Annotated in this window: 16 protein-coding genes; 14 read left to right on the forward strand and 2 right to left on the reverse strand. The window is 70.6% G+C overall.

Annotation, left to right across the window (positions count from 1 at the left end; translation table 11 throughout):
* Positions 1-241 precede the first annotated feature (241 nt).
* The 5 genes from galT to ACQEVM_RS36430 all read left to right on the forward strand — a co-directional run bounded on the left by galT (position 242) and on the right by ACQEVM_RS36430 (position 6,317).
* Positions 242-1,291: a galactose-1-phosphate uridylyltransferase gene (gene galT, locus ACQEVM_RS36410; protein WP_433086623.1), complete on the forward strand. Its 1,050-nt coding sequence runs from the start codon at positions 242-244 to the stop codon at positions 1,289-1,291.
* The gene (galE, locus tag ACQEVM_RS36415; RefSeq protein ID WP_433086624.1) at positions 1,288-2,247 is read left to right on the forward strand and encodes a UDP-glucose 4-epimerase GalE; all 960 of its coding nucleotides are present in this window, start codon (positions 1,288-1,290) and stop codon (positions 2,245-2,247) included. Before galT ends, galE begins: the two co-directional genes overlap by 4 nt.
* Positions 2,244-3,377 (forward strand): galactokinase, encoded by a 1,134-nt coding sequence (galK, locus tag ACQEVM_RS36420; RefSeq protein WP_433086626.1) that lies wholly within the window; start codon positions 2,244-2,246, stop codon positions 3,375-3,377. The genes galE and galK overlap by 4 nt, the downstream gene beginning before the upstream one ends.
* A 108-nt stretch (positions 3,378-3,485) precedes the next feature.
* Positions 3,486-4,292, forward strand: coding sequence for a DeoR/GlpR family DNA-binding transcription regulator (locus tag ACQEVM_RS36425; RefSeq protein WP_433086628.1), 807 nt, complete (start codon positions 3,486-3,488; stop codon positions 4,290-4,292).
* 273 nt (positions 4,293-4,565) lie between these two features.
* Positions 4,566-6,317: a glycoside hydrolase family 35 protein gene (locus ACQEVM_RS36430; protein ID WP_433086630.1), complete on the forward strand. Its 1,752-nt coding sequence runs from the start codon at positions 4,566-4,568 to the stop codon at positions 6,315-6,317.
* Positions 6,318-6,401: 84 nt separating this feature from the next.
* On the opposite strand, the gene ACQEVM_RS36435 is transcribed toward ACQEVM_RS36430, so the two are convergent.
* Entirely contained in the window at positions 6,402-7,856 is a 1,455-nt protein-coding gene (locus ACQEVM_RS36435; protein ID WP_433086632.1) for an RICIN domain-containing protein, read from the reverse strand.
* A 419-nt stretch (positions 7,857-8,275) separates the two neighbouring features.
* On the opposite strand from ACQEVM_RS36435, the gene ACQEVM_RS36440 reads away from it, so the two are divergent.
* The 5 genes from ACQEVM_RS36440 (at position 8,276) to ACQEVM_RS36460 (ending at position 16,136) form a co-directional block, all read left to right on the forward strand.
* Positions 8,276-9,205 (forward strand): carbohydrate ABC transporter permease, encoded by a 930-nt coding sequence (locus ACQEVM_RS36440; protein WP_433086634.1) that lies wholly within the window; start codon positions 8,276-8,278, stop codon positions 9,203-9,205.
* 4 nt (positions 9,206-9,209) lie between these two features.
* On the forward strand, positions 9,210-10,208 hold the full coding sequence (locus ACQEVM_RS36445) for a carbohydrate ABC transporter permease (protein ID WP_433086636.1): 999 nt from the start codon (positions 9,210-9,212) through the stop codon (positions 10,206-10,208).
* Positions 10,209-10,272: 64 nt separating this feature from the next.
* Positions 10,273-11,604, forward strand: a complete 1,332-nt coding sequence (locus ACQEVM_RS36450) for an ABC transporter substrate-binding protein (RefSeq protein ID WP_433086638.1) — start codon at positions 10,273-10,275, stop codon at positions 11,602-11,604.
* An 803-nt stretch (positions 11,605-12,407) separates the two neighbouring features.
* Positions 12,408-13,262: an FHA domain-containing protein gene (locus tag ACQEVM_RS36455; protein ID WP_433086978.1), complete on the forward strand. Its 855-nt coding sequence runs from the start codon at positions 12,408-12,410 to the stop codon at positions 13,260-13,262.
* A 480-nt stretch (positions 13,263-13,742) separates the two neighbouring features.
* Entirely contained in the window at positions 13,743-16,136 is a 2,394-nt protein-coding gene (locus tag ACQEVM_RS36460) for a M4 family metallopeptidase (protein ID WP_433086640.1), read from the forward strand.
* A 101-nt stretch (positions 16,137-16,237) separates the two neighbouring features.
* Here ACQEVM_RS36460 and ACQEVM_RS36465 read toward each other — a convergent pair whose 3' ends face one another.
* Positions 16,238-17,347 (reverse strand): heparin lyase I family protein, encoded by a 1,110-nt coding sequence (locus ACQEVM_RS36465; RefSeq protein ID WP_433086642.1) that lies wholly within the window; start codon positions 17,345-17,347, stop codon positions 16,238-16,240.
* Between the two features lie 233 nt (positions 17,348-17,580).
* Between ACQEVM_RS36465 and ACQEVM_RS36470 the strand changes: the two genes are divergently transcribed.
* The 4 genes from ACQEVM_RS36470 to ACQEVM_RS36485 all read left to right on the forward strand — a co-directional run bounded on the left by ACQEVM_RS36470 (position 17,581) and on the right by ACQEVM_RS36485 (position 24,573).
* Positions 17,581-17,769 (forward strand): hypothetical protein, encoded by a 189-nt coding sequence (locus ACQEVM_RS36470; RefSeq protein ID WP_433086644.1) that lies wholly within the window; start codon positions 17,581-17,583, stop codon positions 17,767-17,769.
* A gap of 117 nt (positions 17,770-17,886) precedes the next feature.
* On the forward strand, positions 17,887-19,260 hold the full coding sequence (locus ACQEVM_RS36475) for a glycoside hydrolase family 27 protein (protein WP_433086646.1): 1,374 nt from the start codon (positions 17,887-17,889) through the stop codon (positions 19,258-19,260).
* 222 nt (positions 19,261-19,482) lie between these two features.
* Complete coding sequence (locus tag ACQEVM_RS36480; protein ID WP_433086648.1) at positions 19,483-20,214, forward strand: hypothetical protein; 732 nt, start codon at positions 19,483-19,485, stop codon at positions 20,212-20,214.
* Between the two features lie 435 nt (positions 20,215-20,649).
* Entirely contained in the window at positions 20,650-24,573 is a 3,924-nt protein-coding gene (locus tag ACQEVM_RS36485) for a hypothetical protein (protein ID WP_433086650.1), read from the forward strand.
* Positions 24,574-24,682 lie beyond the last annotated feature (109 nt).

Genomic DNA, 24,682 nt, shown 5'->3' on the forward strand with positions numbered 1-24,682 from the left:
GGCCGTCGTGGGCTCCACATCGGGGTGCTCGTCAACCGTGCACCCCGCCGCGCGCGCACGCCGTCATGCGGTCGGCGTTCACCATGGCCCACAGTGACCCCTTTCTCCGCTCGCGCCGAGCGACACGCGCGCCTCGCACAAATAAACAACAGCATTCAATGTTGACTTGCGTTGAGTCGTGTTTATTCTTGTGTGCGTGTGGCTCTGAGGGCCGCCGTACTTCGAGAGACGGGCACGTTCGGTGAAGAGAACCACGACGAAGCTCGCGGACGGCCGCGAGCTGATCTACTACGACCGCGACGGCAGCGCCGATCGCGACACGGTCGACCTGCGCCCGCTGGAGCCGGTCGACAGTCGGCCGGAGCTACGGCTGGACCTGGCGACCGGCGACTGGGTCACGATCGCCTCGCACCGCCAGGGACGCGTCCACCACCCGCCGTCCGACGCGTGTCCGCTGTGCCCCTCCTGGGACGGGCACCACAGCGAGATCCCGGCGGCCCGGTACGAGGTCGCCGTGTTCGAGAACCGCTTCCCCTCCCTGGCGGGACGCATGGGGCGCTGTGAAGTCGTCTGCTTCACTCCGGAGCACGGGGCGAGCTTCGCCGATCTCACCGAGGACCGGGCCCGTCTCGTACTCGATGCCTGGACCGACCGCACCGAGAATCTGTCGGCCCTGCCCGGCGTCGAGCAGGTGTACTGCTTCGAGAACCGCGGCGCGGAGATCGGCGTCACCCTCGCCCACCCCCACGGGCAGGTCTACGCCTTCCCCTTCGTACCGCCGCGTACCGCCAAGATGGTCGCCGTCGCGGACACGCATCGGCGCGTCACCGGCGGAAACCTCTTCGAGGACCTGCTCGCCGAGGCCCGCGCCGCCGCCTCACGGGTGGTCCTGGCCGGAAAGCACTGGACGGCGTTCGTCCCGTACGCCGCCCGCTGGCCCTACGAAGTGCACGTCTACCCCCATCGCCGGGTCCCGGACCTCACCCACCTCACCGAGGCGGAACGCGCGGAGTTCCCCGGCATGTACCTCGAACTGCTGCGCAGGTTCGACCGGTTGTTCCACCGGCAGGAAGACGCCTCGCCGCCTCCTCCCACCCCGTACATCTCCGCCTGGCACCAGGCACCGAAGACCGGAGGGCAGGAACTGGCCCTGCATCTCGAACTGTTCACGGTGCGACGGTCGGCGAGCAGGCTCAAGTTCCTCGCCGGGGTCGAATCCGGCATGGAGTCCTTCGTCAACGACGTCGCCCCGGAGTACGCGGCCCGGCGGCTGCGGGAGGTCGCTTCGTGAGCAAGTACCTCGTCACCGGCGGCGCCGGATACATCGGCAGCGTGGTCGCGGCACGTCTCCTCGCGGCCGGCCACCGCGTCACGGTGCTCGACGACCTCACCACCGGCGTGTCGGAGGCCGTCCCCGAGGGTGCCGACTTCGTACGCGGCTCGGTCGCGCAGGCCGCCACCCTTCTGGACCCCGGGTACGCGGGGGTGCTTCACTTCGCCGCGTCCTCACAGGTGGCCGAGTCCGTGCGCGACCCGGAGAAGTACTGGCGCAACAACGTGGCCGCTTCACTGGAGCTGATCGCCGCCATGCGCCGCGCCGACGTACGCACCCTCGTCTTCTCCTCCACCGCGGCCGTCTACGGCGAACCCGAACGGGTGCCGATCACCGAGGACGCCCGGACCACACCGACCAGCCCCTACGGCGCCACCAAACTCGCCGTCGACCACCTGATCACGGGAGAGGCCGTCGCCCACGGTCTGGCCGCGGCGTCACTGCGGTACTTCAACGTCGCCGGCGCCCATGCGGGCCACGGCGAACGCCACGACCCCGAAACGCACCTCATCCCGCTCGTCCTCCAAGTGGCCCGGGGCCGGCGCCCGCACGTCGACGTGTACGGCGACGACTACCCCACCCGCGACGGCACCTGCGTACGCGACTACATCCACGTCGCCGACCTCGCCGAGGCCCACCTCCTGGCCCTGGCCGCGGCCCGCACCGGCGAGCACCTGGTCTGCAACCTGGGCAACGGCGAGGGCTTCACGGTCCGGGAGGTGATCGACTCCGTCCGGCGGGTGACGGGCCGCGCGATTCCCGCGCTCGTGCGCCCCCGCCGTCCCGGTGACCCCGCGGTGCTCGTCGCCTCCGCCGCCCTCGCGCGCGAGCGCCTCGGCTGGCGACCGCGCCGCACCGATCTGGATGCCATCATTGCCGACGCCTGGTCCTTCGCTCAGGAGGAGACCCCGTGAAAGAGGCCTTCCGACACATCCACGGGGCCTCACCGGACGGGATCTGGGCAGCACCGGGCCGCGTCAACCTGATCGGCGAGCACACCGACTACAACGACGGCTTCGCCCTGCCCATCGCCATCCCCCAGAACACCCTGGTCGCGGCGCGACGCCGCGACGACGGACGGCTGCGGCTGCACAGCGCCCAGGGCGACGGCCCCGTCATCGACCTCGATGTCGCCGACCTGAACCCCGGAGCCGTCACCACGTGGGGCGCGTACCCGGCGGGAGTCGTCTGGGCACTGCGCGAAGCGGGACACGAGGTCGGGGGCGCCGACCTCCACGTCGACAGCACCGTGCCCACCGGCGCGGGCCTGTCGTCGTCCGCCGCCCTCGAATGCGCGGTCGCCCTCGCCTACAACGACCTGTACGGACTCGGCCTCGACGCGCCGACGCTCGCCCGGATCTCACAGAGGGCGGAGAACGGCTTCGCCGGTGTGCCGTGCGGCGTCATGGACCAGATGGCCTCGGCCTGTTGCACCGCCGGCGCGGCCCTTCACCTGGACATCCGCGCCGGGACCCACGAACAGGTGCCGTTCGCCCCGGAGCTGGAGGGGTTGCGCCTGCTCGTCGTGGACACCCGCGTCAAGCACGACCTCGGCGACGGTGCCTACGCCGCCCTGCGGGCCGGGTGCGAGCAGGCCGCCCGCCTGCTCGGTGTCGCGGCACTGCGAGACGTCTCCCCGACGGACCTGCCCTCCACCCACAGGGTGCTCCCCGCGAGCCTGGTGCCCTTGGTCCAGCACATCGTGACCGAGAACGCGCGCGTCGCGGAATCGATCTCCCACCTCCGGGCGGGACGCGTCACGGAGCTGGGTCCGATCCTCTCGGCGGGACACGCCTCACTGCGTGACGACTTTCGGATCTCGTGCGCCGAGAGCGACCTCGTGGTCGACACGGCCCTCGCACAGGGAGCGCTCGGAGCGCGCATGACCGGCGGTGGCTTCGGCGGCTCCGTCATCGTGCTCGTGGACGAGAGCCGTGCGCAGGCGGTGGGCGCCGCCGTCACCGCGGCGTTCCGTTCCGCCGGGTACCGGGATCCGCACCTCTTCCCGGTGTCCCCGGCCTCCGGTGCCCGGCGCATCGAATGAGAACCGGTGGAGCCCGGGACCCCTCGACGTAGACTGTTCGTTTGTGAGGATTGCCGTGTGTCCTTGACACCACACACGGACGGCGCGCAGAGGAGCGGGGACGACAACGTGACGGAATCAGCACCCCTTGCACCCCATCGGAGGGCCCTGATCCTCGACATCGTGCGCCGCGACGGGGCCGTGCGCGTCGCCGAACTCGTCGAACAACTGGGCGTTTCCGACATGACCATCCGCCGGGACCTCGACGTGCTCGCCCGCAGCGGCTCACTGTCGAAGGTGCACGGCGGGGCGATCCGGGCCTCCGTCACGACCGGGGACGAGCCGGCCTTCGAGACCAAGGCCGGTCTGGAGTCACGGGCCAAGGCGGCGGTGGCCGAGGCGGCCTCCGCCCTCGTCAAGCCGGGAAGCGTCGTCGCCATCTCCGGAGGGACGACGTCCTACGCGGTGGCCACCCGACTCCGGGACATGCCCGGCCTGACCGTCGTCACCAACTCCCTGCCGGTCGCAGAACTCCTTCGACCCACGGGGGCGGAGCCCGGCGCCACGGACCACACGCTGCTCCTGACGGGCGGCTCTCCCACGAGGTCGGCCTCCCTGGTCGGTCCCCTGGCGGACCAGGCGATCCGCTCCCTCCAGGTGGACCTGCTCATCATCGGCGCCCACGGCGTCTCCGAACGCGCCGGCGCCACCACCCCGAACCTCGCGGAAGCCCAGACCAACCGCGCGCTGATCGAATGCGCCACTCAGATCGCCGTGGTCGCGGACCACACCAAATGGGGAGTCGTGGGCCTGAGCAGGTTCGCCACCCTCTCGGAGATCGACTACTTCGTGTCGGACGACGGTCTCGACGCCGAGGCACGTGACGTCCTGAGCGACGCGGTGGGCCGGTTGATCCTGGGAACCACCCAGCCGTAGCCCGGTCGGCAGCCGGAGCCGGAGCCGGAGCCGGAGCCGGAGCCGGAGTCCAGTCCGTAGCCGTAGCCGGACCCGCGCCGGACGCCCCCGCCGCGGGTCGGGCCGCGTGCCGGTACGCCCCCTTTGCCCAAGCCCCGACGCACTCGTGCGGGCCGCCCTCAAGATCACGCGTCGGGGGGACTTGTCACGCCCGGCATGTTTACGCAAACATTCAGGGGTGGCGAGAGCCCACGGCGCGAGTCCCGCGCACCCGTTCAGCCGAGGAGCACGCGCATGCCTCTTCTCCAGATCGACGACGACGGATTCCGGCTCGACGAAGAGCCCTTCCGCATCCTCTCCGGCGGCCTCCACTACTTCCGCGTCCATCCCGACCACTGGCGCGACCGGCTGCGCAAGGCCCGTCTCATGGGGCTCAACACGGTGGAGACCTACGTGCCGTGGAACCTCCACCAGCCGCGCCCCGACGAGTTCCGCATGGAGGGCGGCCTCGACCTGCCGGCCTTCCTCGATCTCGCCTCCGCCGAGGGACTGTACGTACTCCTGCGTCCCGGCCCGTACATCTGCGCCGAGTGGGAGGGCGGAGGCCTGCCCTCATGGCTCCTGGCCGATCCGGACATCCGGCTGCGCAGCCGCGACCCCCGGTTCCTCGCCGCGGTCGACGACTACTTCGGCCGGCTCCTGCCCCCGCTGCGGAGTCGGCTCGCCACCCGGGGCGGCCCGGTCCTCGCGGTGCAGGTGGAGAACGAGTACGGGGCCTACGGCGACGACACCGCCTACCTGGAGCACCTCGCCGACTCCCTGCGCCAACGCGGTGTCGACGTGCCGCTCTTCACCTGCGACCAGCCCGCCGACCTCGAGCGCGGCGCCCTGCCGGGTGTGCTCGCCACCGCCAACTTCGGCAGCCGGTCGGCGCAGCACCTCGCCACCCTGCGCACCGCCCGGCCGTCCGGCCCGCTGCTCTGCACGGAGTTCTGGATCGGCTGGTTCGACCGGTGGGGCGGCAACCACGTCGTCCGTGACGCGGAGCAGGCTTCCCAGGAATTGGACGAGCTGCTCGCGACCGGGGCCTCCGTCAATTTCTACATGTTCCACGGCGGCACGAACTTCGGCTTCACGAACGGCGCCAACGACAAGCACACCTACCGACCCACCGTCACGTCCTACGACTACGACGCCCCCCTTGACGAGGCCGGCGACCCGACCGAGAAGTTCGCCGCCTTCCGCAAGGTCATCGCCAAGTACGCCCCCGTTCCGGCGGAACCCCCTCCCGCTCGCGCGGCGAAGTTCCGCCGGGAGGAGGTGGCGCTGACCGAGAGCATCGGTCTGCTGGACGGTGCGCCCGTACTCGGGGACGCGGTCGCGTCGAGCCGGCCCCTGACGATGGAGGAACTCGGACAGGACCACGGCTTCGTGCTGTACGAGACGGAACTGCCGGACGCCGGCCCCGCACTGCTCGTCCTGGAGCAGGTGCGCGACCGGGCTCAAGTCTTCCTCGACGGCCAGCCCGTGGGGGTGTTGTCGAGGGAGTCCCACGAGCACGCCCTCACCTTCTCGGTGCCGCGCCCGGGCGGCGTCCTGACCATCCTCGTGGAGAACCAGGGACGGGTGAACTACGGCCCGGGCATCCACGACCGCAAGGGGCTGCTCGGCCGCGTGCTGCTGAACGGGTCTCCGCTCGACGGGTGGACCAGCCGACCGCTGCCGCTCGGCACGTTGGAGGACCTCCCGTTCGGTACCGCTCCGGACACACCGACCGGCCCGGCCTTCCACCGCGGCACCTTCGAAACGGACCGGCCGGCCGACACCTTCCTGTACCTCGACGGCTGGACGAAGGGCAACGCCTGGATCAACGGCTTCGCCCTCGGCCGCTACTGGTCCCGGGGCCCCCAGCGGTCGCTGTACGTCCCCGGCCCGGTACTGCGCACGGGAGTCAACGAGGTCGTCGTACTCGAACTCCACGCCCCCTGCCAGGCCCGGACGGTCTCCTTTCGCGAGACACCCGACCTGGGCCCCGTCGAGGACTGACCGCCCCGACGGACGCGTGCGGCCGTGTCCCGCGCCGGGGCGGGACACGGCCGTGCCGGTGATGTCGGAGCGGGAGCGGGCGGGTCAGACGGCCGAGCGGCGCCACTTCTGGTTGTCGCCGCCGTTGCACGTCCACTGGACGAGAGGCGCGCCGTCCGTCCGGGCCTGGTTGGTGACGTCGAGACACTTGCCGCTGTGCTGGGCGACGAGCCGCATGCCGCTCGGGCCGGCCTGAGCCGCCTTCCACCGCTGGCCGGGCGCGTCGCCGCACGTGGTCTGTACGACGGCCGCGCCGTCCTCGGCGGACGCCCCCTGGACCGCGAGGCACTTGCCGCTGTGCCGCAGCATGATCCGGACCGTTCCGGCCCCCGCGCCCTGGAACCACACCTCCTGGTTGACGCTTCCGGCCGTGCAGGTCCACTGGACCAGGGCGGCGCCTTCCTCCACCGACCAGTCGGCGGCGTCGGCGCACTTGCCGCTGTGTGCGGCGGTCAACGTGTCCCAGTCGCCGGTGCCCCTGACGGTGCCGGCCTCCGCCGCGACGATGATCTGCGGGTAGTAGTCCATGGTCAGGGTGGTCCTGGTCGGGAACTTCAACGGCAGCCAGACGTACCGGGAGTCATTGACCGTGCCGCCCGTCGCGTTGCCCCAGCGGTCGCCCATGTACAGGTACCCGGTGACACCGGACACGCCCTCGACGGGCAGCACGTAGGCCGTCTGGGAACCGTAGGTCCTGCCGTCGCCCAGGTCCCGCAGCCCGCTCCACGTGCCGGTGATGCTGTCCGCGGTGCCGTACTTCTGCTGGTTGGGGGACCAGCCGGTGGCACCGGACGTCACCAGGAAGTAGACGCCGTCCCGCTTGAACAGCGCCGGCGCCTCGCGCCACTGGCCCGCCCACAGCTTCTGCACCCGGGTCTCGACCGCGGTGTAGTCCGCGGTGAGCCGGTAGACGTGAAGGTCCGCGTTCTCGTTGGCGGCGGAGATCATGTAACCGGTGCCGTCGGTGTCGACGAAGGTGGTGATGTCCCGGGACATGTATCCCAGCGGTCGGAAGCTTCCGCGCCAGGAGTAGTCACCGTCGACCGTGGAGGAGACGGCCACCGCGGCTCGGGCCTCGCTGTAGTCGGTGGCGCTGCCCTCCTTGTGCATCCACATGACGAACTGTCCGGTGGTCCGGTTGTACACGACCTTGGGGCGCTCGATGTTGGCCGACGCCAGCTCCGGATCCGACGCCCGGGTCAGGACGTGGCGGCGGAACTCCCACGTCTTGAGGTCGGTGGAGCGGTACGCGGACACATACCGGAAGCTGTTGTCGGCATTGCGGTTCTCGCCGAACCAGTAGTAGTACTCGTCCACCTTGACGACCCCTCCACCGTGGGCGTGTACCGGGCTGCCGGCGGGATCGGTGAACTGTGTCGCGTTGGTGATGGTGACGGGGGCGGGTGAGGCCGCGGCGGTGCCGAGGCCGCCGAGGAAGCTCGCGAGCAGTGCTGCGAGGAGGGTGAACAGGGCTGTCAGGTGCGGGCGTTGACGTCGCATGGGTGCCTTTCGCCGGCCGGCGGGTGGGGGAGACGCTGCGGGTGCGCGCTGGGTCCCGCGAGGGGAAGTGTCGATCGCGGGCCTGTGAAGCCGGTGTGCCGCCCTTGTTATGTTTACGTAAACATTGGGCGACTGGCTGTGAGTCTGGGAGTCGGTCCCGGGCCTGTCAAGCGTTCGGACACGAATCGTCACTCAGACGTGCGGATGGCCAGGTCGCCAACGCGAAACCCGTGCCGGTTTCAGGCCTCCTCCGCTCCTGCGGTGCTTGACGCTCCTCGGCGGAGGGTGTCACCATCTCGCTACCGATGATTACGTAAACATTTCTCATCAGGCCCTGCCCCCATGCGGCCATTTCCGGCCCGGAGGCCGTCTCCTTCCTCCGCTTGCAGACCTGTCGGTCACCGACACAAGGACCCACCATGACGCTCCTGCCGTCAGCGGCGAAAGCAGTCTCTCCCTCCCGTTCTCGACCCCGTACCTCACACGCACTCAGGAACGCACTGGTCGGCTGGGGGTTCGCCGGACCGTTCGCAGCGGTGTTCGTGCTCGTCTTCCTGGCCCCCATCGGTTACGCCTTCTACCTCAGCCTGATGCGTGACCGGCTCATCGGGGGCACCGCCTTCGTCGGGGCGGACAACTACGTCCAGGCGCTGACCGATCCGCGGTTCTGGGAGGGATCCGCCCGGGTCGGGCTGTTCCTCCTCGTCCAAGTGCCGATCATGCTGGGGATCGCGTTGCTGGTCGCACTCGCCATCGACAGCGGCCGGTTGTACGGGACGGCCTTCTTCCGCATGGCGGTCTTCCTGCCCTACGCCGTCCCGGCCGTGGTGGCCGGACTGATGTGGGGATTCATCTACGGGCCCAGATTCGGCCTGGTGGGCAACTTCAACGAGGCATTGGGCCTTTCCCTTCCGGATCCACTCTCCCCCTCGCTGATACTCGCCTCCATAGGCAACGTCGTGACCTGGGAGTTCATCGGATACAACACCTTGATCTTCTACTCGGCCCTGAAGGTTGTCCCGCGATCCCTCTACGAAGCGGCCGCGATCGACGGCGCCGGAGAGTGGCGCATCGTCACCGCGATCAAGTTGCCCGCCATCCGAGGCGCGGTGGTCATCGCGACGATCTTCTCGATCATCGGCAGCTTCCAACTGTTCAACGAGCCCAGCATCATGCAGAACCTCGCCCCCAACGCGATCACGACCAGCTATACCCCGAACCTCTACACCTACTCGCTGGCCTTCTCCGGACAGCAACACAACTACGCGGCGACCGTCGCCATCGTGATGGGCGTCCTCACCGCGATCATCGCCTACGCGGTCCAGCTCCGCGGCATGCGGAAGGGCTGAGTACATGATCACGAACCCGGCCGACGCACTCTCGGACACGGTGGAACCCGCCGTCCGTCCCCGCGCGGTGTCGGACGCCGCGGCCGAACCCGGACGAACCCCGGCCGCCCGGCCCCCGAGGGGACGGCCCCGTCGCACAAAGCACCCCCACACGCCGCTCAACCCCAGACCGAGCGTCCCGTTGACCCTGGTGACCGGACTGGTCCTCGTCTACACCCTCGTTCCCCTCGCATGGCTGGTCATCAACGCCACCAAGGACCAGCAGGACCTCTTCGACTCCTTCGGGCTGTGGTTCGGCAGGGACTTCCGGCTCTGGGACAACATCTCCCGCACGCTGACCTACGACGACGGTGCCTTCGTCCGCTGGACGCTGAACACCCTGCTGTACGTCGCCACCGGAGCGGGCGGCGCGACACTGCTCGCCGTACTCGGCGGATACGCGCTGGCCGTGTACGAGTTCCCCGGCCGCCGAGCCGTGTTCGCGGTCGTCATCGGCGCCGTGGCCGTCCCCGGCACGGCACTCGCCGTGCCCACGTTCCTCATGTTCAGCGGCATGGGATTGGCCAACACCCCCTGGGCGGTGATCATCCCCTCGCTCGTCTCGCCGTTCGGGCTGTACCTGATGTGGGTGTTCGCCACCGACGCGGTGCCTTACGAACTACTCGAAGCCGCCCGCATCGACGGGGCCGGCGAGCTGCGCATCTTCTTCACGATCGCCCTGCCCCTGCTGATGCCGGGCACCGTGACGGTGCTTCTCTTCTCCATGGTCGCGACCTGGAACAACTACTTCCTGCCGCTGATCATGATCAAGGATCCGGACTGGTACCCCCTCACCCTGGGGCTCAACGCGTGGAGCGCCCAGGGCCGGACCGCGGGCGGCGAGCCCGTCTTCGACCTCATCATCACCGGATCCCTGCTCACCATCGTGCCGATCGTCGTGATCTTCCTCCTGCTCCAGCGCCACTGGCAGTCGGGCCTGACCGCGGGCAGCGTCAAGGAGTGACGCGTCCGGCCCCGACGCCCGCACCGACCCCCCTCATCCGCACAGCGAATCAGGAGCACCACCGATGAGAACGAACAGCCGCCGCCGGACCTTCGCCGCCGTCGCCGCGACGTGCGCCTTGGCCCTCGGTGCCACCGCCTGCGGGTCCTCGGACCCGGCGTCCGGGAGCGCCGTCAAGGACGTGGCGTCCGCACTCGAAGCCGGAGGCAAGGTGACGGTGTGGGCGTGGGAGCCCACGCTGAAGAAGGTGGCCGCCGACTTCGAGAAGAAGTATCCGAAGGTGGACGTCGAACTCGTCAACGCCGGCACGGGCGACAAGCAGTACACGGCGCTGCAGAACGCCGTCGCCGCCGGCTCGGGAGCCCCCGACGTGGCCCAGGTCGAGTACTACGCCGTCGGCCAGTTCGCCATCGGCAAGGCCCTGGAGGACCTCGCTCCCTACGGCGCGTCCTCCCACGACCAGACCTTCACCACCGGGCCCTGGAACGCGGTGCGGTACGACAAGGGGGTCTACGCCCTCCCCATGGACTCGGGCCCCATGGCGCTGTTCTACAACAAGAAGGTCTTCGACCGGCACGGCGTCGCCGTCCCGACCACGTGGGACGAGTACGTCGAGGCGGCGCGCGCCCTGCACAAGGCGGATCCGAAGCTCCACATCACGAACGACACCGGGGACGCCGGCGCCACGACCAGCCTGATCTGGCAGGCAGGGGGGCGTCCCTACAAGGTGGAAGGCACCGAGATCGGCATCGACTTCAACGACGCCGGCACCGCGCAGTACGCGCGCACCTGGCAGAAGCTGCTCGACGAGCGGCTGCTCGCACCGGTCAGCTCCTGGAGCGACGAGTGGTACAAGGGCCTGTCCGACGGCAGTATCGCGACGCTGTCCATAGGCGCCTGGATGCCCGCCAACTTCGCCTCGGGCGCTCCCGCCGCCTCGGGGGACTGGCGCGTGGCACCCCTTCCGCAGTGGACTCGGGGCGCCAAGGCGGGTGCAGAGAACGGCGGCAGCTCTCTCGCCGTGCCCAAGGCATCCAAGAACAAGGCGCTGGCCTACGCCTTCATCGAGTACGCGACCACGGGGGCCGGCGCCACGTCCCGGGTCTCCGAAGGCGCCTTCCCCGCCACCCGGGCCGACCTGGAGTCGAAGGCCTTCCTGGAGACCTCCTTCCCCTACTTCGGTGGTCAGCAGGCCAATCAGGTTCTGGCGGACGCGGCCCGAAACGTCGGCACGGGCTGGTCGTACCTGCCCTTCCAGGTGTACGCGAACTCCATCTTCAACGACAACGTCGGCAAGGCGTACGTCTCGTCGACGACTCTCGCCCAGGGGTTGGACGCCTGGCGGAAGGCAAGTGCCACGTACGGGGCCGACCAGGGGTTCAGCATCAGGAAGTAGCCGGAATCGGCGGCGCGGAGGGCGGCACGCGTGCAGTGGCACGCACCGCCCTCCTTTCCTGTCCTCTCCTCCCTGATCGCCCGCGGGCGCGTCGGCACGGACCGGCCGACGCGGGACGCCAGGAGAGCCCGTGCGGGCCGGGCGGCAACACGCCCCGTCAGCAGGAAAGTTGGCGCGCCGCGCGCCGCGTGCCTCGCTCCGGTGTGCACCGTCCAGCCTCGGCCGCGAGGGGATGGCTACCTGTCAAGCCACAAGCCCCTTGGGGGTATTCGTTTGTACCTGTTGAAATATGGTCGAGTTGACGGGTAGTCTGGACAGCTGGTCGCTTCCCACTGATGGGTCACCTCCATGTCGCCCTTCCGTGCCCGTACCTGCCCTTCGCACCGCCGTCGAGACGTGGGGCGATGCGTTTCCACCACCACGAGGATGGTTCATGTCCCACTCTCACTCCCGCAGCCGTCGCCGCCTGGTTGGTGTGGTCCCGGCCGGAGGGGGTGTGGCCAGGGAGGGGTCTCCGTGGGCGTTGAGCGCGGCCCGGGTCACGGGACGGTAGACGCCGCCGGTGTGTGTGGCGTACCGGGTGGCGGGTTCGACCCCCCACACGGACGCCTCTACCTGACGTTGGCCGACCCCGGCGAGTGTGAGGTTCCGACGTACGCGTCGCCGAATCCGGGCGCGGTGGCGGCGCCACACCGTGACACCCCGGCGCACGGAGTTCCCGTACGGCCGGCGTGCCCCTCGTGGTCGGAACCCGACCCGCGAGGCGCGCCGCGATGACGCAGGGAGAAGGAGGAAGCGTGGCCATGCCGACCTGCCCCTACGGGCACCAGTCCGCCTCCGAGGACTGGTGCGAGGTCTGCGGCCACCGCATGGCTGCCGCCACGAGCGCCCCCGCGGCGCCTGCTCACGGCTACGGCCACCCTCCTGCGGCCGGTGAGCCGCTCCGGCGCGAGGACGACTGGCTGCTGCCGCCTCCCGCGTACGAACAGCAGGCGTACTACCAGCAGTCCTTCCAGCAGGAGTACGAGCAACCGCACCACCCGCAGCCGCACTACGAGCACCAGCAGCCCCCGCCACAGCAGTCGGAGGACCGGCAGTACCAGCACCCGCAGTTCCAGCAGTACCCGCACTACCCGCAGTACCCGGAGTCCCAAGTGCAGTCGCACGATCAGACGGAGCCTCCGCAGCATCACCAGCAGCAGTACTACGGATCCCAGGGCCAGGCCCCGTCCCTGGGCGGCGCGTGGAGCGCGACGATCGGCCCCGACCGCTCGTACTTCATGGCGATGATGCAGCGCAGCGGCCCCGAGGCGGCCGGGTTGAACATGCCCGCGTACTCGCCCGAGCAGCATCTCGCGCTCTCCGGCGGTCAGATCACCATCGGCCGGCGGCGCGCCTCCTCGGGCGAGTCCCCGGACATCGACCTCTCGGTGCCCCCCGAGGACCCGGGCGTCTCCCACCAGCACGCGGTGCTCGTCCAACAGCCGGACGGGAGTTGGACGGTGGTGGACCAGAACTCCACCAACGGCACCACCGTCAACGGCGGTGAGGAACCGATCCAGCCGTACGTCCCGATCCTCCTCGGCGACGGCGACCAGGTCCACGTGGGCGCCTGGACCACGATCACCGTTCATCAGGGTGTCGCGGGGAGCGGCTGAAGGGGCAGCTCGGGGTAAACAGGAACGGATGTTCCTGACGTCCCTTCCCGCTGATGCTCTTGAGTGCGGCCTGGTGCTTGACGAAGCGGCCTGGTGCTTGGCGAGAGGCCTCCGATCGCGGACCCGGGCCGGTGCGCACGGCTGTGCCGAAGGTGGACGACATTCTTCGGCGGCCGTTCCGGACAGAACCTCTCGACCCGCGCAGGTACGTCGACATCGGAACGTTCGGTTCAGGCCGATCTGTTGGTCGGCAACATGATGTTTACGTGAACATGCCAGACTTGGCCGTCGTGGGCGAGCGGTTGCCGACGTCATCGCTTCTGCCCGTGCCGGAGTTCCGTGCCACCGCGCACCACTCCTCCGCCCGGACGGATCATTCCCGGTCCGCCTGGACCGCTCAGGCCGACGACTGCCGGCCCCTGCGCATCAGGAGTCACGTTGAGACGTACTTTCCGTCAAGCGGCCGCGACGGGCGCGCTGATGTCAAGCGCCGCACTGATCGCGGTCGGGTTGCCCGCCACCGCCACCGCCACCGCCACCACCACCACCACCGCCACCACCGCCCGAGGCGCCACCGCCCCCTCCGCCGCGCAGCCCGCCACCGTCGCAGCGCGTGCGGGCGCCATGAACGTTCGGCTGACCGCAGCTCAGAGTGCCGCGCTCTTGGCCGATGCCGCCGACTGGCAGAACACCGCGAAAGAGTTGGGGCTGGGCGGCCGTGAGGCGCTCGTACCCAAGTCCGTCTCCAAGGACGCCGACGGCACCCTGCACACCCGCTACGACCGCACCTACGCCGGACTGCCCGTACTCGGAGGGGACTTGGTGGTCCATACGAATCCGGCGGGAGGTGTCAAGGGCGTGACCAGGGCGAGTACCAGCACGATCTCGGTCCCGTCCGTCACGGCCCGAAAGCCGGCTGGCTCCGCACGGTCCGTCGCCGAGCGTCAGGCCAAGGCGGGCGGCATCACATCCGCGGAAGCCACGTCTCCCCGCGCGGTCATCTGGGCGGCCTCGGGTCAGCCGGCCCTGGCCTGGGAGACCGTCGTCGGCGGCCACCAGCGGGAGGGGACACCCTCCGAGCTGCACATCATCACCGACGCGAACACCGGCGACAAGATCTTCGAGTACCAGGCAGTCATGAACGGCATCGGCCACGGCCAGTACAACGGGCAGGTCGCGCTCGGCACCTCGGGCTCCGCCGGGAACCACCTCCTCAAGGACGACACCCGTGGAGGCAACAGAACAACCGACCTGGGGCACGCCGCCGCGGACGAGGAGCCCGGCACGCTGTTCACCGACGCCGACGACGACTGGAGCGACGGCAGCCCGGGCGACAACCAGTCAGCCGCGGTGGACGCCCACTACGGCGCCCAGTTGACCTGGGACTACTTCAACGACATCCACGGCCGCAACGGCATCCGCAACGACGGCGTCGCCGCCTACAACCGGGTGCATTACGGGAACGCGTACTCCAACGCCTTCTGGTGGGACTACTGCTTCTGCATGACCTACGGCGACGGCGCCTACAACAGCAACCCTCTCACCTCGATCGACGTGGCCGCGCACGAGATGTCCCACGGGATCACCTCCGCCACCGCAGGCCTGCGCTACGGCGGGGAGTCCGGCGGACTCAACGAAGCCACCTCCGACATCTTCGGTGCCGCGGTCGAGTTCTGGGCGGACAACCCTTCCGACCCCGGCGACTACTTCGAGGGCGAGAAGATCAACCTCAACGGCGACGGCACCCCGCTGCGCTACATGGACAAGCCCTCCAAGGACGGCGACTCGGCCGACCACTGGTACCCGAACATCAACCAACTCGACGTCCATTACTCCTCGGGACCGGCCAACCACTGGTTCTACCTGGCCTCCGAAGGGAGTGGGGCCAAGCTCGTCAACGGCGTGCACTACGACTCGCCGACCCACGACGACAAGCCCGTCAACCCGATCGGTCGCGAAGCCGCCGCGAAGATCTGGTTCAGAGCGCTGACGACGTACATGACGTCGAGCACCGACTACGCCGCCGCACGCACCGCGACCCTTGAGGCAGCCGCAGATCTGTACGGGAAGAACGGAGTCGTCTACAACAACGTCGGCAACGCCTGGGCCGCCGTCAACGTCGGACCGCGCATGATCCAGGGCGTCACCCTGACCAACCCCGGCAATCAGGTGTCCACGACCACCGCGCCCGTCGACCTCCAGATCCAAGCCGTCACCAGCCACCCCGAGGCAACGCTCACCTACAAGGCCACCGCCCTGCCGGCCGGCCTGACCCTCGACTCCTCGACGGGCAAGATCACCGGTACCCCCACGGCGGACGGCAACACGGCCACCACCCTCACCGTCGAGGATTCCGCCCAAGCCCTCGACACGGTCTCGTTCACCTGGCTCGTCTACACCCCCGGCAACTGCACCACCACACAACTGCTCGACAACCCGGGCTTCGAATCGGGGGCGAAGGCATGGAACACCAACAACGACCCGTCCCTGATCACCAATGACAACTCCTGGCTGCCCTCGAGAACCGGCTCGTGGAAGGTCCTGCTCGGCGGCAACGGAAGCACGACCACGGAAACCATCACACAGGCCGTCTACGTTCCTTACGGCTGCAAAGCCACCGCCACCTTCTGGTTACGCGTGGTCACCCACGAGGAGAGCCAGACCGTCCCGTACGACAAGCTGAACGTCCAGGCCAACGGCGTGCCTCTGGCGGCGTACTCGAACCTGAACGCGAGTGCCGACTACGTGCAGGCGACGATCGACCTCGGCTTCGTCGCCGGCCAGTACGTCACCCTGAAGTTCAGCGCCACGGAGGATCTGGCCACTCCGACCTACTTCCTGATCGACGACACCGCACTCACCATGCACCCCTGATCCCCTGCACCCCAGAACCCCAAGACCCCGGCACCTCGCGTCCGCCCCACGCTCACGACCCGGCGTGCGGCGGACGGGCCGCCCGGTCGCGCTGCCGACCGCTACGGGCGGGACCGGCGGCGTGACGAGCGCGCGGTGTGGCGCCGCCGGAGGAGGTAGGCGCCGGCGGCCAGTGCCGCGACGCTGACCACGCTGGTGGCGATCACACCGGTCACGCCGGTGCTCGGGAGCGGGATCCCGTCGGCGTTCGCATTCTGCCCGGTCGCTCCGGCAGCGGCGCCGTCGGTGGACGTGGACGTACTTCCCGTGGGTGCGGCACCGGCCTGCGTGGAGGCGGATGGGGATGCCGAGCCGGTGGGGGTGGGGCTGGACGACGGGGTCGGGGCGCCCGAGGGGGCGGCGGTACCGGGGGCGGTGGGGGCGGTCGGGCTCGGGTTCGCTCGGGATCCGGGGGCCGTGCTGGTGATGGAGATGTCGTCGATGTAGAGCACCGCCTCGGCTGCTCCTACCCGCTTCTCCGGTCCCTTCTCCGGCCGCCAGTTGGGTCGGTAGGCGCCGATCCTGAAGTGTGGCGGTTCGCCGCGGTGGTAGTTGTTGGCGCCTTGGTGCGAGCCGACGGTGACCCCGTCTCGGGTGACGGTGATCGAACCGGGTGTGCCCGCAGAGGACCACGTGATGTCGAAGGTCCATCGGTTCCAGTGGCCCGGCCGTGCCGCGCCGAGCGGGATGACGGACTCCTGGATCTCGCCGCCGCTCATCCAGTGGACCTTCAGCTGCCAGTTCCCTCCGTGTACCGACAGCGCGACGACGGGCTTGATGCCCTCGCCGTCTCCCTGCGTGCTGAACCACTGGGCGACGATGGTGTCGAGGTCCCGCTCCTGCCAATCACCGGGAAGGTAGTTGCCGAAGCCGAAACGGTGGCTGCCCGCGTCAAGACCCTTGATGACCAGCTCGGACTTGAACGAGCGCCCGTCGTTGGGGAGGTTGACACGCGCGGCCTGACCCGATCTCCCTCCGGGCGCGGGCCCGACCAGAACGCGGCCGAAGCCGTTGATCGCCATGAACGGCAGCTTCTGGGAGGGGGATTCGAAGTCGTACGAGACCGCGTCGGCTGCGGCGGCGGGGGAGGCGGCGCCCAGGGCAACGACGATCAGGGTGGCGGTGCACGTGGTCAGGAGACGAGCAAGGGACGGCAGAGGTGCGGTGTGCATGGGCGTTTCCTTATGCGGGGCAGAGACTTCGACCAGTGGTCGAAGGGCGAGCAACGGTGAGGACGGGGTTCGGCCCTGGGGGTCGGGTGGGAACTTTCGGTGGCTGCACTCCACGCGCCGACCACGCATGACGGATCGCAAGCAATCAGAAGGACACGAATTTAAACGTGTTGGCACATGACATCTTCAACGGGCAGTCGAGTCAAGGGCGTTCGGAAGGGTGAGATCCGGTCGTGATCTTCCATCGTCCCGACCTGCGGGCCACCGCGATCCGGCGCGGCAGCAGGCGCCCGGATCCCGACGTGGCGGCGCAATCTCGCGGCATCCGCGCCCATTCCTTCGCGGATCCGGCCGGGACGGCGGGGCGAGAGAAGGGGTTGATTATCAGTCAGGAACTGTTCTGGTCACAGGCCTTGACGTAGACGGGTGGGTAGCCCTTCGATGGCATCGCGAGTCGGATCCTGTTGGATTTGGTTTCATTTTGTTTCCACCCCTCCCCTCTCGCGCCCTGCCCTCCCCGCCCTGCAAGGAGTCCCCCCATGTCCCACCGCAAGCCCCGTTTCAGACGCAGGACGCTCTCGGCCACCGGTGCGCTCATGCTCCTCGCGAGTGGCGGAGCCGTCGCGACCACCGCTGAGGCCGCCGTCTCCCCGGCCGCCGGCACTCCGCACTCGCTCTCCGCGGGCGCCGCCGGGTCCTCGCTCGCCGTGACGCCGCCGATGGGGTGGAACCCCTGGACCCGCTACCGGTGCTCCGACTCGATGAACGAGAAGACCGTCAAAGCCAACGTCGACATCATCGTCGCGCGCGGCCTGAAGGCCGCCGGCTACGAGTACGTCAACCTGGACGACTGCTGGGCCGCCCAGGAGCGCGACGCCGAGGGCAGGCTGCAGCCCAACCTCGTACGGTTCCCCGGCGGCATCAAGGCGCTCGCCGACTACGTCCACTCGAAGGGCCTGAAGTTCGGCGTCTACTCCAGCGCCAGCGTGGCAACCTGCCAGGGCGTGGGACCGGGGAAGAAGGGCTTCCCCGGCTCGCTCGGACATGAGGAGACCGACGCCGACACCTGGTACTCGTGGGGAGTCGACTACCTCAAGTACGACTCCTGCGGCGGCGGCGCGTCCACACCGGCCGACCCCGACAACAACGCGCGCTACCAGGCCATGAGCGACGCCCTGAGAAAGGCCGGCGAGAGGCACGGCCGGCAGATCGTGTACTCGATCTGCAACCCGACGGGCAGAAGCGCCTTGTGGGCGCCCAAGATGAGCAACCTGTGGCGCACCACCGGAGACATCGGGAACTTCTACAGCTCGATGCTCGCCAACTTCCACGAGAACAGTGCGTTCCCCGCCTCCGCGAGCCCCGGCCACTGGAACGACCCGGACATGCTGCTGACCGGCAACAGGGTCACCAACGACGCGGCCAGGCCCGGGCTGACCCCGGTCGAGGAGCGCACCCAGATGAGCCTCTGGGCCATGATGGCAGCCCCGCTCGTCATCAGCACCGACCTGCCCGCACGGGATGCCGAGGAGAAGGCGGGCCTCGGGAAAGGGACGTTCGACGTCCTCACCAACAAGGACGTCGTCGCCGTCGACCAGGACCCCCTGGGCAAGCAAGGAAAGATCGTCCAGCAGACGGTCCTCGCGAGCTCCCCGAAGCGCCTGGACAACCGGTGGGCGACGGTGATGTCCAAGGAACTGTCCGACGGCAGCCGCGCGGTCACCCTCACCAACGAGAGCGACACCGAACGGGCGATGGGGACCACCGCGCTCCAGGTCGGCCTGCGGGGCGCCAACAACTACACGCTCGTGGACCTCTGGACCAAGACGGTCACCATCAAGACCGGCTCCTACTTCAACTTCACCGTCCCGGCGCACGGCACCATCATGATCAAGGTGATTCCCACCAACTAGCAGGAAAGAGAGGGGCGTTGGTGCCACTGCCTGCCTGGACGGCCGTGGCACGCCGGCGGCCGGCCGCATGATGTCCGGCGAGGAAGGCGTTCCCGCGATGACTTCGGCGGTGCGGCCACGCCGGGTGAGCGGCTCGGCCGCTGTAGACGGCCGCAGTTCGACGTCCGTCCGCAGCAGAGTGGGAGTCTCCTGCGCCAGTCGCCGGACACGCACCTCCTGGTCGTGACCCGCGGCTCCTCCGACGCGCAGCTCACCGCGGAGCTCGGCGCGGGTGGCCACACGACGTCCCACGTCTCTGCGGACGTCGGCTCGCCGGCCGGCGTCCGCTCGGCTGCCGACGAGATCCGCGTCCGGCTCGACCGCGGTGACCTGCCGCCGCTGCGCGGCTTCGTGGGCAACGCGGGCATGCAGTACACGAACGCGCTGACCGAGGGAGCCGACGGGTTCGAGGCCACCTTCGCCGTCAACGTGCTCGCCAACCGCCTGTTCGTCCGGCTGCTCCAGGACCACTTCACCGCTGCTGCACGGATGTACTCGACGAGCAAGCCGGCCGTGGTCTGCCTGGTTCACGCGTACGCGCGCCGGCTGCCGGTCGGGGTCGCCGCCGTCGCCTACAACCCGGGCTCCTGGTCCGGCCGCTTCGCCGCCTGTGCTGCACCGCCGACATCCGTGTGGCCGCCGCTCGTGTCCTCCGGATACCGGGATGCCGGCCGGCCGGTTCACCCACCCTGGACGTCGAGACGGTCCGTCCGGGCCCAGGAGCCGGGGCGTGCCCATCCGGGTGGAAGGAACGGCGTGCGCTCGGATCGTCTTGCGTGGCATCGGCAGTTCGGTCGATCCCGGATCGCCGTGGACGGTGGTCATCCCCCGTGCTCGTGGAACGCCGAGGACGGCTTCTCGGACCGTGCGCATGAGGATCCTCCCCACAGGACTGCCGACGACTGCCGACCCTGAGTGCTCCTCCAGCACGCTGTGGGGAGCAGGGCAAGCGGTGTCCAGGGCTGCCGCGTAGGGCGCGAAACACCTGTAGGAAACGATTCCCCAGGCCTTCGGCGCCGCCGCCCGCGAACCGTCCGGCGTGCACCCGGCTCCCGGGGAAGCCGTCCACACGTGTCGTGCGCCGACCACCCCGCACAGGCCCGCGGCCCCGGGCGCGGGGCTTGGGCAGGTGCCCGATAGGGCGGGGCCGGCGAGACGAACGGGAGGGCTGTGACCTGGGATGACGGAAGGGAATGGCTCAAAATCGGCCGGTGCAAGGCCCCCCGGAACTCCGGAGCAGAGCGTTCCGGCCCCGTGCCCGCGGCGTCGGGGGAGGGTGGTCCCCGCACCTCTGCCGCGCGTCCCCACCACGGAGGCCCGATGGACCGTACGCCCGACCACGGAGGCCCGATGGACGATACGCCCACCCCTCCCTCACCACCGTCACCACGCGAGGAGTTCGCCGCCGAGTTGACCCGGCTGCGCGAGAAGGCCGACCTCACCGTCCGCGCCGTCGCCGCCCGCGTCGATGCCCCGGGGGCCCACAGCACCCTCGGCGGCTGGTTCGCCGGCCAGAACCTCCCCTCGATCGGTTCCCTGCCGCTGTTCCGGCAGGTCCTCAAGGTCTGCGGGGTGACCGGGCCCGAGGAGATCGACCGCTGGCTGGAGACCCTGGCCGAACTGCGGCGCACCCGCGTGCCGCGCGCCGCCCGCGGCGCCGTGCCCTACCGGGGCCTGGCGGGCTTCGAAGAACGGCACGCCGCCTGGTTCTTCGGCCGTGACCGGCTGCGCGACACCGTCGTGGAACAGCTCCTCGCCCCGGACGCCGACGTGCCCCGGCTGCTCGTCGGTGCCTCCGGTTCCGGCAAGTCGTCCCTGCTGCGCGCCGCGGTGCTGCCCGTGCTGCGTGCCGAGCACGGCTTCACCCCCTGCCTCCTCACGCCCGGCCGGAACCCGCTCACCGCGCTGGCCGACGCCGTCGACGCGCTCACCGGCGCCGAGGAGGCCGAGGAGGCCGCGGCGGGCGCCCCCGACGTGGACGCGCTCATCGCCCGCGTGCGCGGCTTCGCCGCAGACCGGGCGGCCGGACGGGTGATCGTGGCCGTCGACCAGTTCGAGGACGTCTTCACCGTCTGCCGGGACGTCGCCGAGCGCGAGCGGTTCCTGCGCTGCCTGACCGCCCTGCCCCCGGCCGGGATTCGGGTCGTCGGCTGTCTGCGGGCCGACTTCTACCCCGACGCCCTCGGCGAACCGGCCCTCGCCGCAGCCCTCCAGAACGGCCAGACCGTCGTCGGCGCGCTGTCCGAGGAGGAGATCCGCGCCGTGGTCACCGGACCCGCCGCCATGGCCGGGCTCGCCGTGGACGAGGGCTTCGTCGACCTGCTCCTCGCCGATCTGCGGGACTCGGGAGCCGGAGCCCTGCCCCTTCTCTCGCACGCCTTGCTGACGACCTGGGAACGCGGCCGGGGCACGGCTCTGACCATCGCCGACTATCGGGCCGGCGGCGGCATGTCCGCGGCCGTCTCCGCCACCGCCGAGGAGGCGTACGCCGGACTGACCGGCCCGCAGCGGAGCCTGGCCCGCGTGCTGTTCCTGCGGATGGTCGCGGTCGGGGACGGCGGCCCCGACACCCGGCGGCTCCTCCCGCTTCCCGAAGGCGCGGGCATCGTGGACCTGGCCGGTCCCGGGAACCCGGCCGACGGGCACCGCGCCGGCGAGGTGTACGACGTACTGGAGCGCTTCGTCGACCGGCGGCTGGTCACCCTGGACGCCGACGGGGCGCAGATCACCCACGAGGCACTGCTCACCACCTGGCCGCGGCTGCGCCGCTGGGTCGACACCGACCGGGCCGGGCACCTGGTGTGGCAGGAGCTGACCCGGGACGCGGAACGCTGGCTGGCCCAGGACCGCGAGCCCTCCCTGCTCTACCGCGGCGCCCGGCTCGCGGTGGCGGCGAGCTGGGCCGAACAGAGCGGTCGCGGACCGGAACTGACCGTGCGGGAGGCTTCGTTCCTCGCGGAGAGCCGGGCCGCCGAGGAGCAGCGGGCGCTGCGCGAACGGGAGCGGACCCGGCGGCTTCGGCAGCTCCTCGTCATGCTGTCGGTGCTCGTCGCCCTCTCGGGCCTGCTCACGGGCGTGGCGGTCGTCCAGCGGCGGGACGCGGAGCGGCAGCAGGCGGTGGCACTGTCACGTCTGGTCGCGGCCCGCGCCGAACGACTGCGCGGCAGCGACCTGGCCTTGGCCGCGCAGCTCAGCCTGGTGGCGTACCGTACGGCGCCCACGGCCGAGGCCCGGTCCGCCCTGATGGACGCCTCCGCCCTGCCGGCGGTCACCCGGATCCTCGCCTTCCGGGGCGTGGTCCAGGCCGTGGCGCTCAGCCCGGACGGGCACACCCTCGCTGCGGGCGGGCTGGACCGGCAGGTAGCGCTGTGGGACGTACGCGACCCCCGGAGCCCGAGAGAACTGGGCACGGCTCCGCAGGAGTTCGGGGACACCGTGTACGCCCTGGCCTTCAGCCCCGACGGACGGCGGCTCGCCGCGGGGGCGGGGGACGGGAGCGTCCGGGTGTGGGACACGTCCGCGACCGGCCCGGCCCGCGTGCTCACCGGGCCGCGATCGGCGGTGTACGGACTGGCGTTCGCACCCGACGGGCACACCCTCGCCGCGGCGGCCGCCGACGGCGGGGTCTACCTGTGGCCCGAACCGGCCTCCGCCGCGACGACGGCGGGCGGCGCCCCCGGGGCGGCCGGGGGAGCGGACACCGCGCCGGTGCGGCTGGCCGGGTTCACCGGAGCCGTGCACGCGGTCGCCTTCCGGCCCGGCGGCGCCACCCTGGCGGCGGGCGGCGCCGACGGGTCGGTCCGGCTCTGGGACACCTCCGCGCCGGGCGCCCCGACCCCGTACACAGCGGTATTGGCCGGAGCGGCGGGCCCCGTGTTCGGCCTGGCCTTCACTCCCGACGGGGCACGGCTCGCGGCGGCCAGCCAGGACCGCTCCACCCGCGTGTGGGCCGTGCCCGGCGCCCGCGGTAGCCCGACCGACCCCGAGGTGCTCGGCGGCGCACCGGCCGTGCCCGACGGCCCGGCCAGCTACGTCAACGCGGTGGCGTACAGCCCGGACGGGCAGTGGACGGCCACCGGCAGCGCCGACAACCAGGTCCGCCTCTACCCCGCCGGCTCCCGCACCCCGGCCGCCGTCTTCCCGCACCCCGGCCCCGTCACCGCCCTCTCCTTCCTGCCCGGCGGCCAGAGCCTGGTCACCGGAGCGGCCGACGGGGCCGTCCGGCTGTGGCAGGTGCCGTCCCGCCCCCTGCGCGGTTTCCAGGGGACCGTCAACGCGATCGGCTTCAGCCCCGACGGGCGGCTGCTCGCCGTCGCGGCCAAGGACGTGCAACTGTGGGACGTGAGCGACCCGTGGACGCCCCGGCCCGTGGGACCGCCGCTCACCAACACGACCGCCTTCTCCGGGACGGTCTCCTTCACCCCGGACGGCCGGACCTTGGCCGTGGGCGGCCGGGAGGGCAAGGTCTGGCTGTGGGACCTCACCCGTCCGGAACGGGCCGTGCCGTACGGGGAGCCGCTGGCCGGCGGCACCGGAACCATTCAGTCCGCGGTGTTCGACCGGAGCGGCGGCGCCCTGGCCGTCGGCAGCGAAGGCCGTACGGTGCGGCTCTGGGACACCCGCGAGCCGGCCCGCCCCCGGCTGTCGGCCGAGCTCACCGAACCGACCAACTACGTCTACTCCGTGGCGTTCAGCCCCGACGGGCGGCGGCTGGCCGCCGGGACCGTCGACAAGCAGGTCCTGCTGTGGCGGCTCCCCGGGCCGGACGGCGCACCCGCGCTGGAGGCGACCCTGCGCGGCCCCGGCAGCTACGTGATGTCCGTGGCCTTCAGCCCGGACGGCCGCACCCTGGCCGCCGGCACCGCCGACCGGGACGTGTGGCGCTGGGACGTGGGAGGCGGGAAACCGGTCGCCGCCGGACCGCCGCTGACCGGGCCGAGCAGCTACGTCTACGCGCTCTCCTTCCACCCGACCGGCGGCACCCTCGCAGCCGCCAGCACCGACAGCACCGTCTGGCTCTGGAACACCACCGGAGCCGCCGCGCCCGCACCGAAGGCGGTGCTGAGCGGGCTGCGCGGCAAGGCGTACGCGATTGCCCACAGCCCCGACGGGCGCACGCTGGCAGCCGGCGGATCGGGGCCGGAGGTGCTGCTGTGGACGACCGACGAGGAGACGGCCGGCAGCCGGATCTGCGAGCGGGCGGGGTCGGAGATCACCCGTCAGGAATGGGCCCACCTGGTGCCGGGACTGCCGTACGCACCGCCCTGCCGGTGAGGGCACCTGCGGCTGTACGGAGTTGTACGGACCGCCGTCCGGACACGTCCGACCTGCGGCTGCGGCCTTCCCGACGGCGTCCGGGGCCGGCTTTCTGATGGAGCGCCAC

Source organism: Streptomyces sp. CA-243310 (genome assembly GCF_050936775.1).
Classification (GTDB): domain Bacteria; phylum Actinomycetota; class Actinomycetes; order Streptomycetales; family Streptomycetaceae; genus Streptomyces.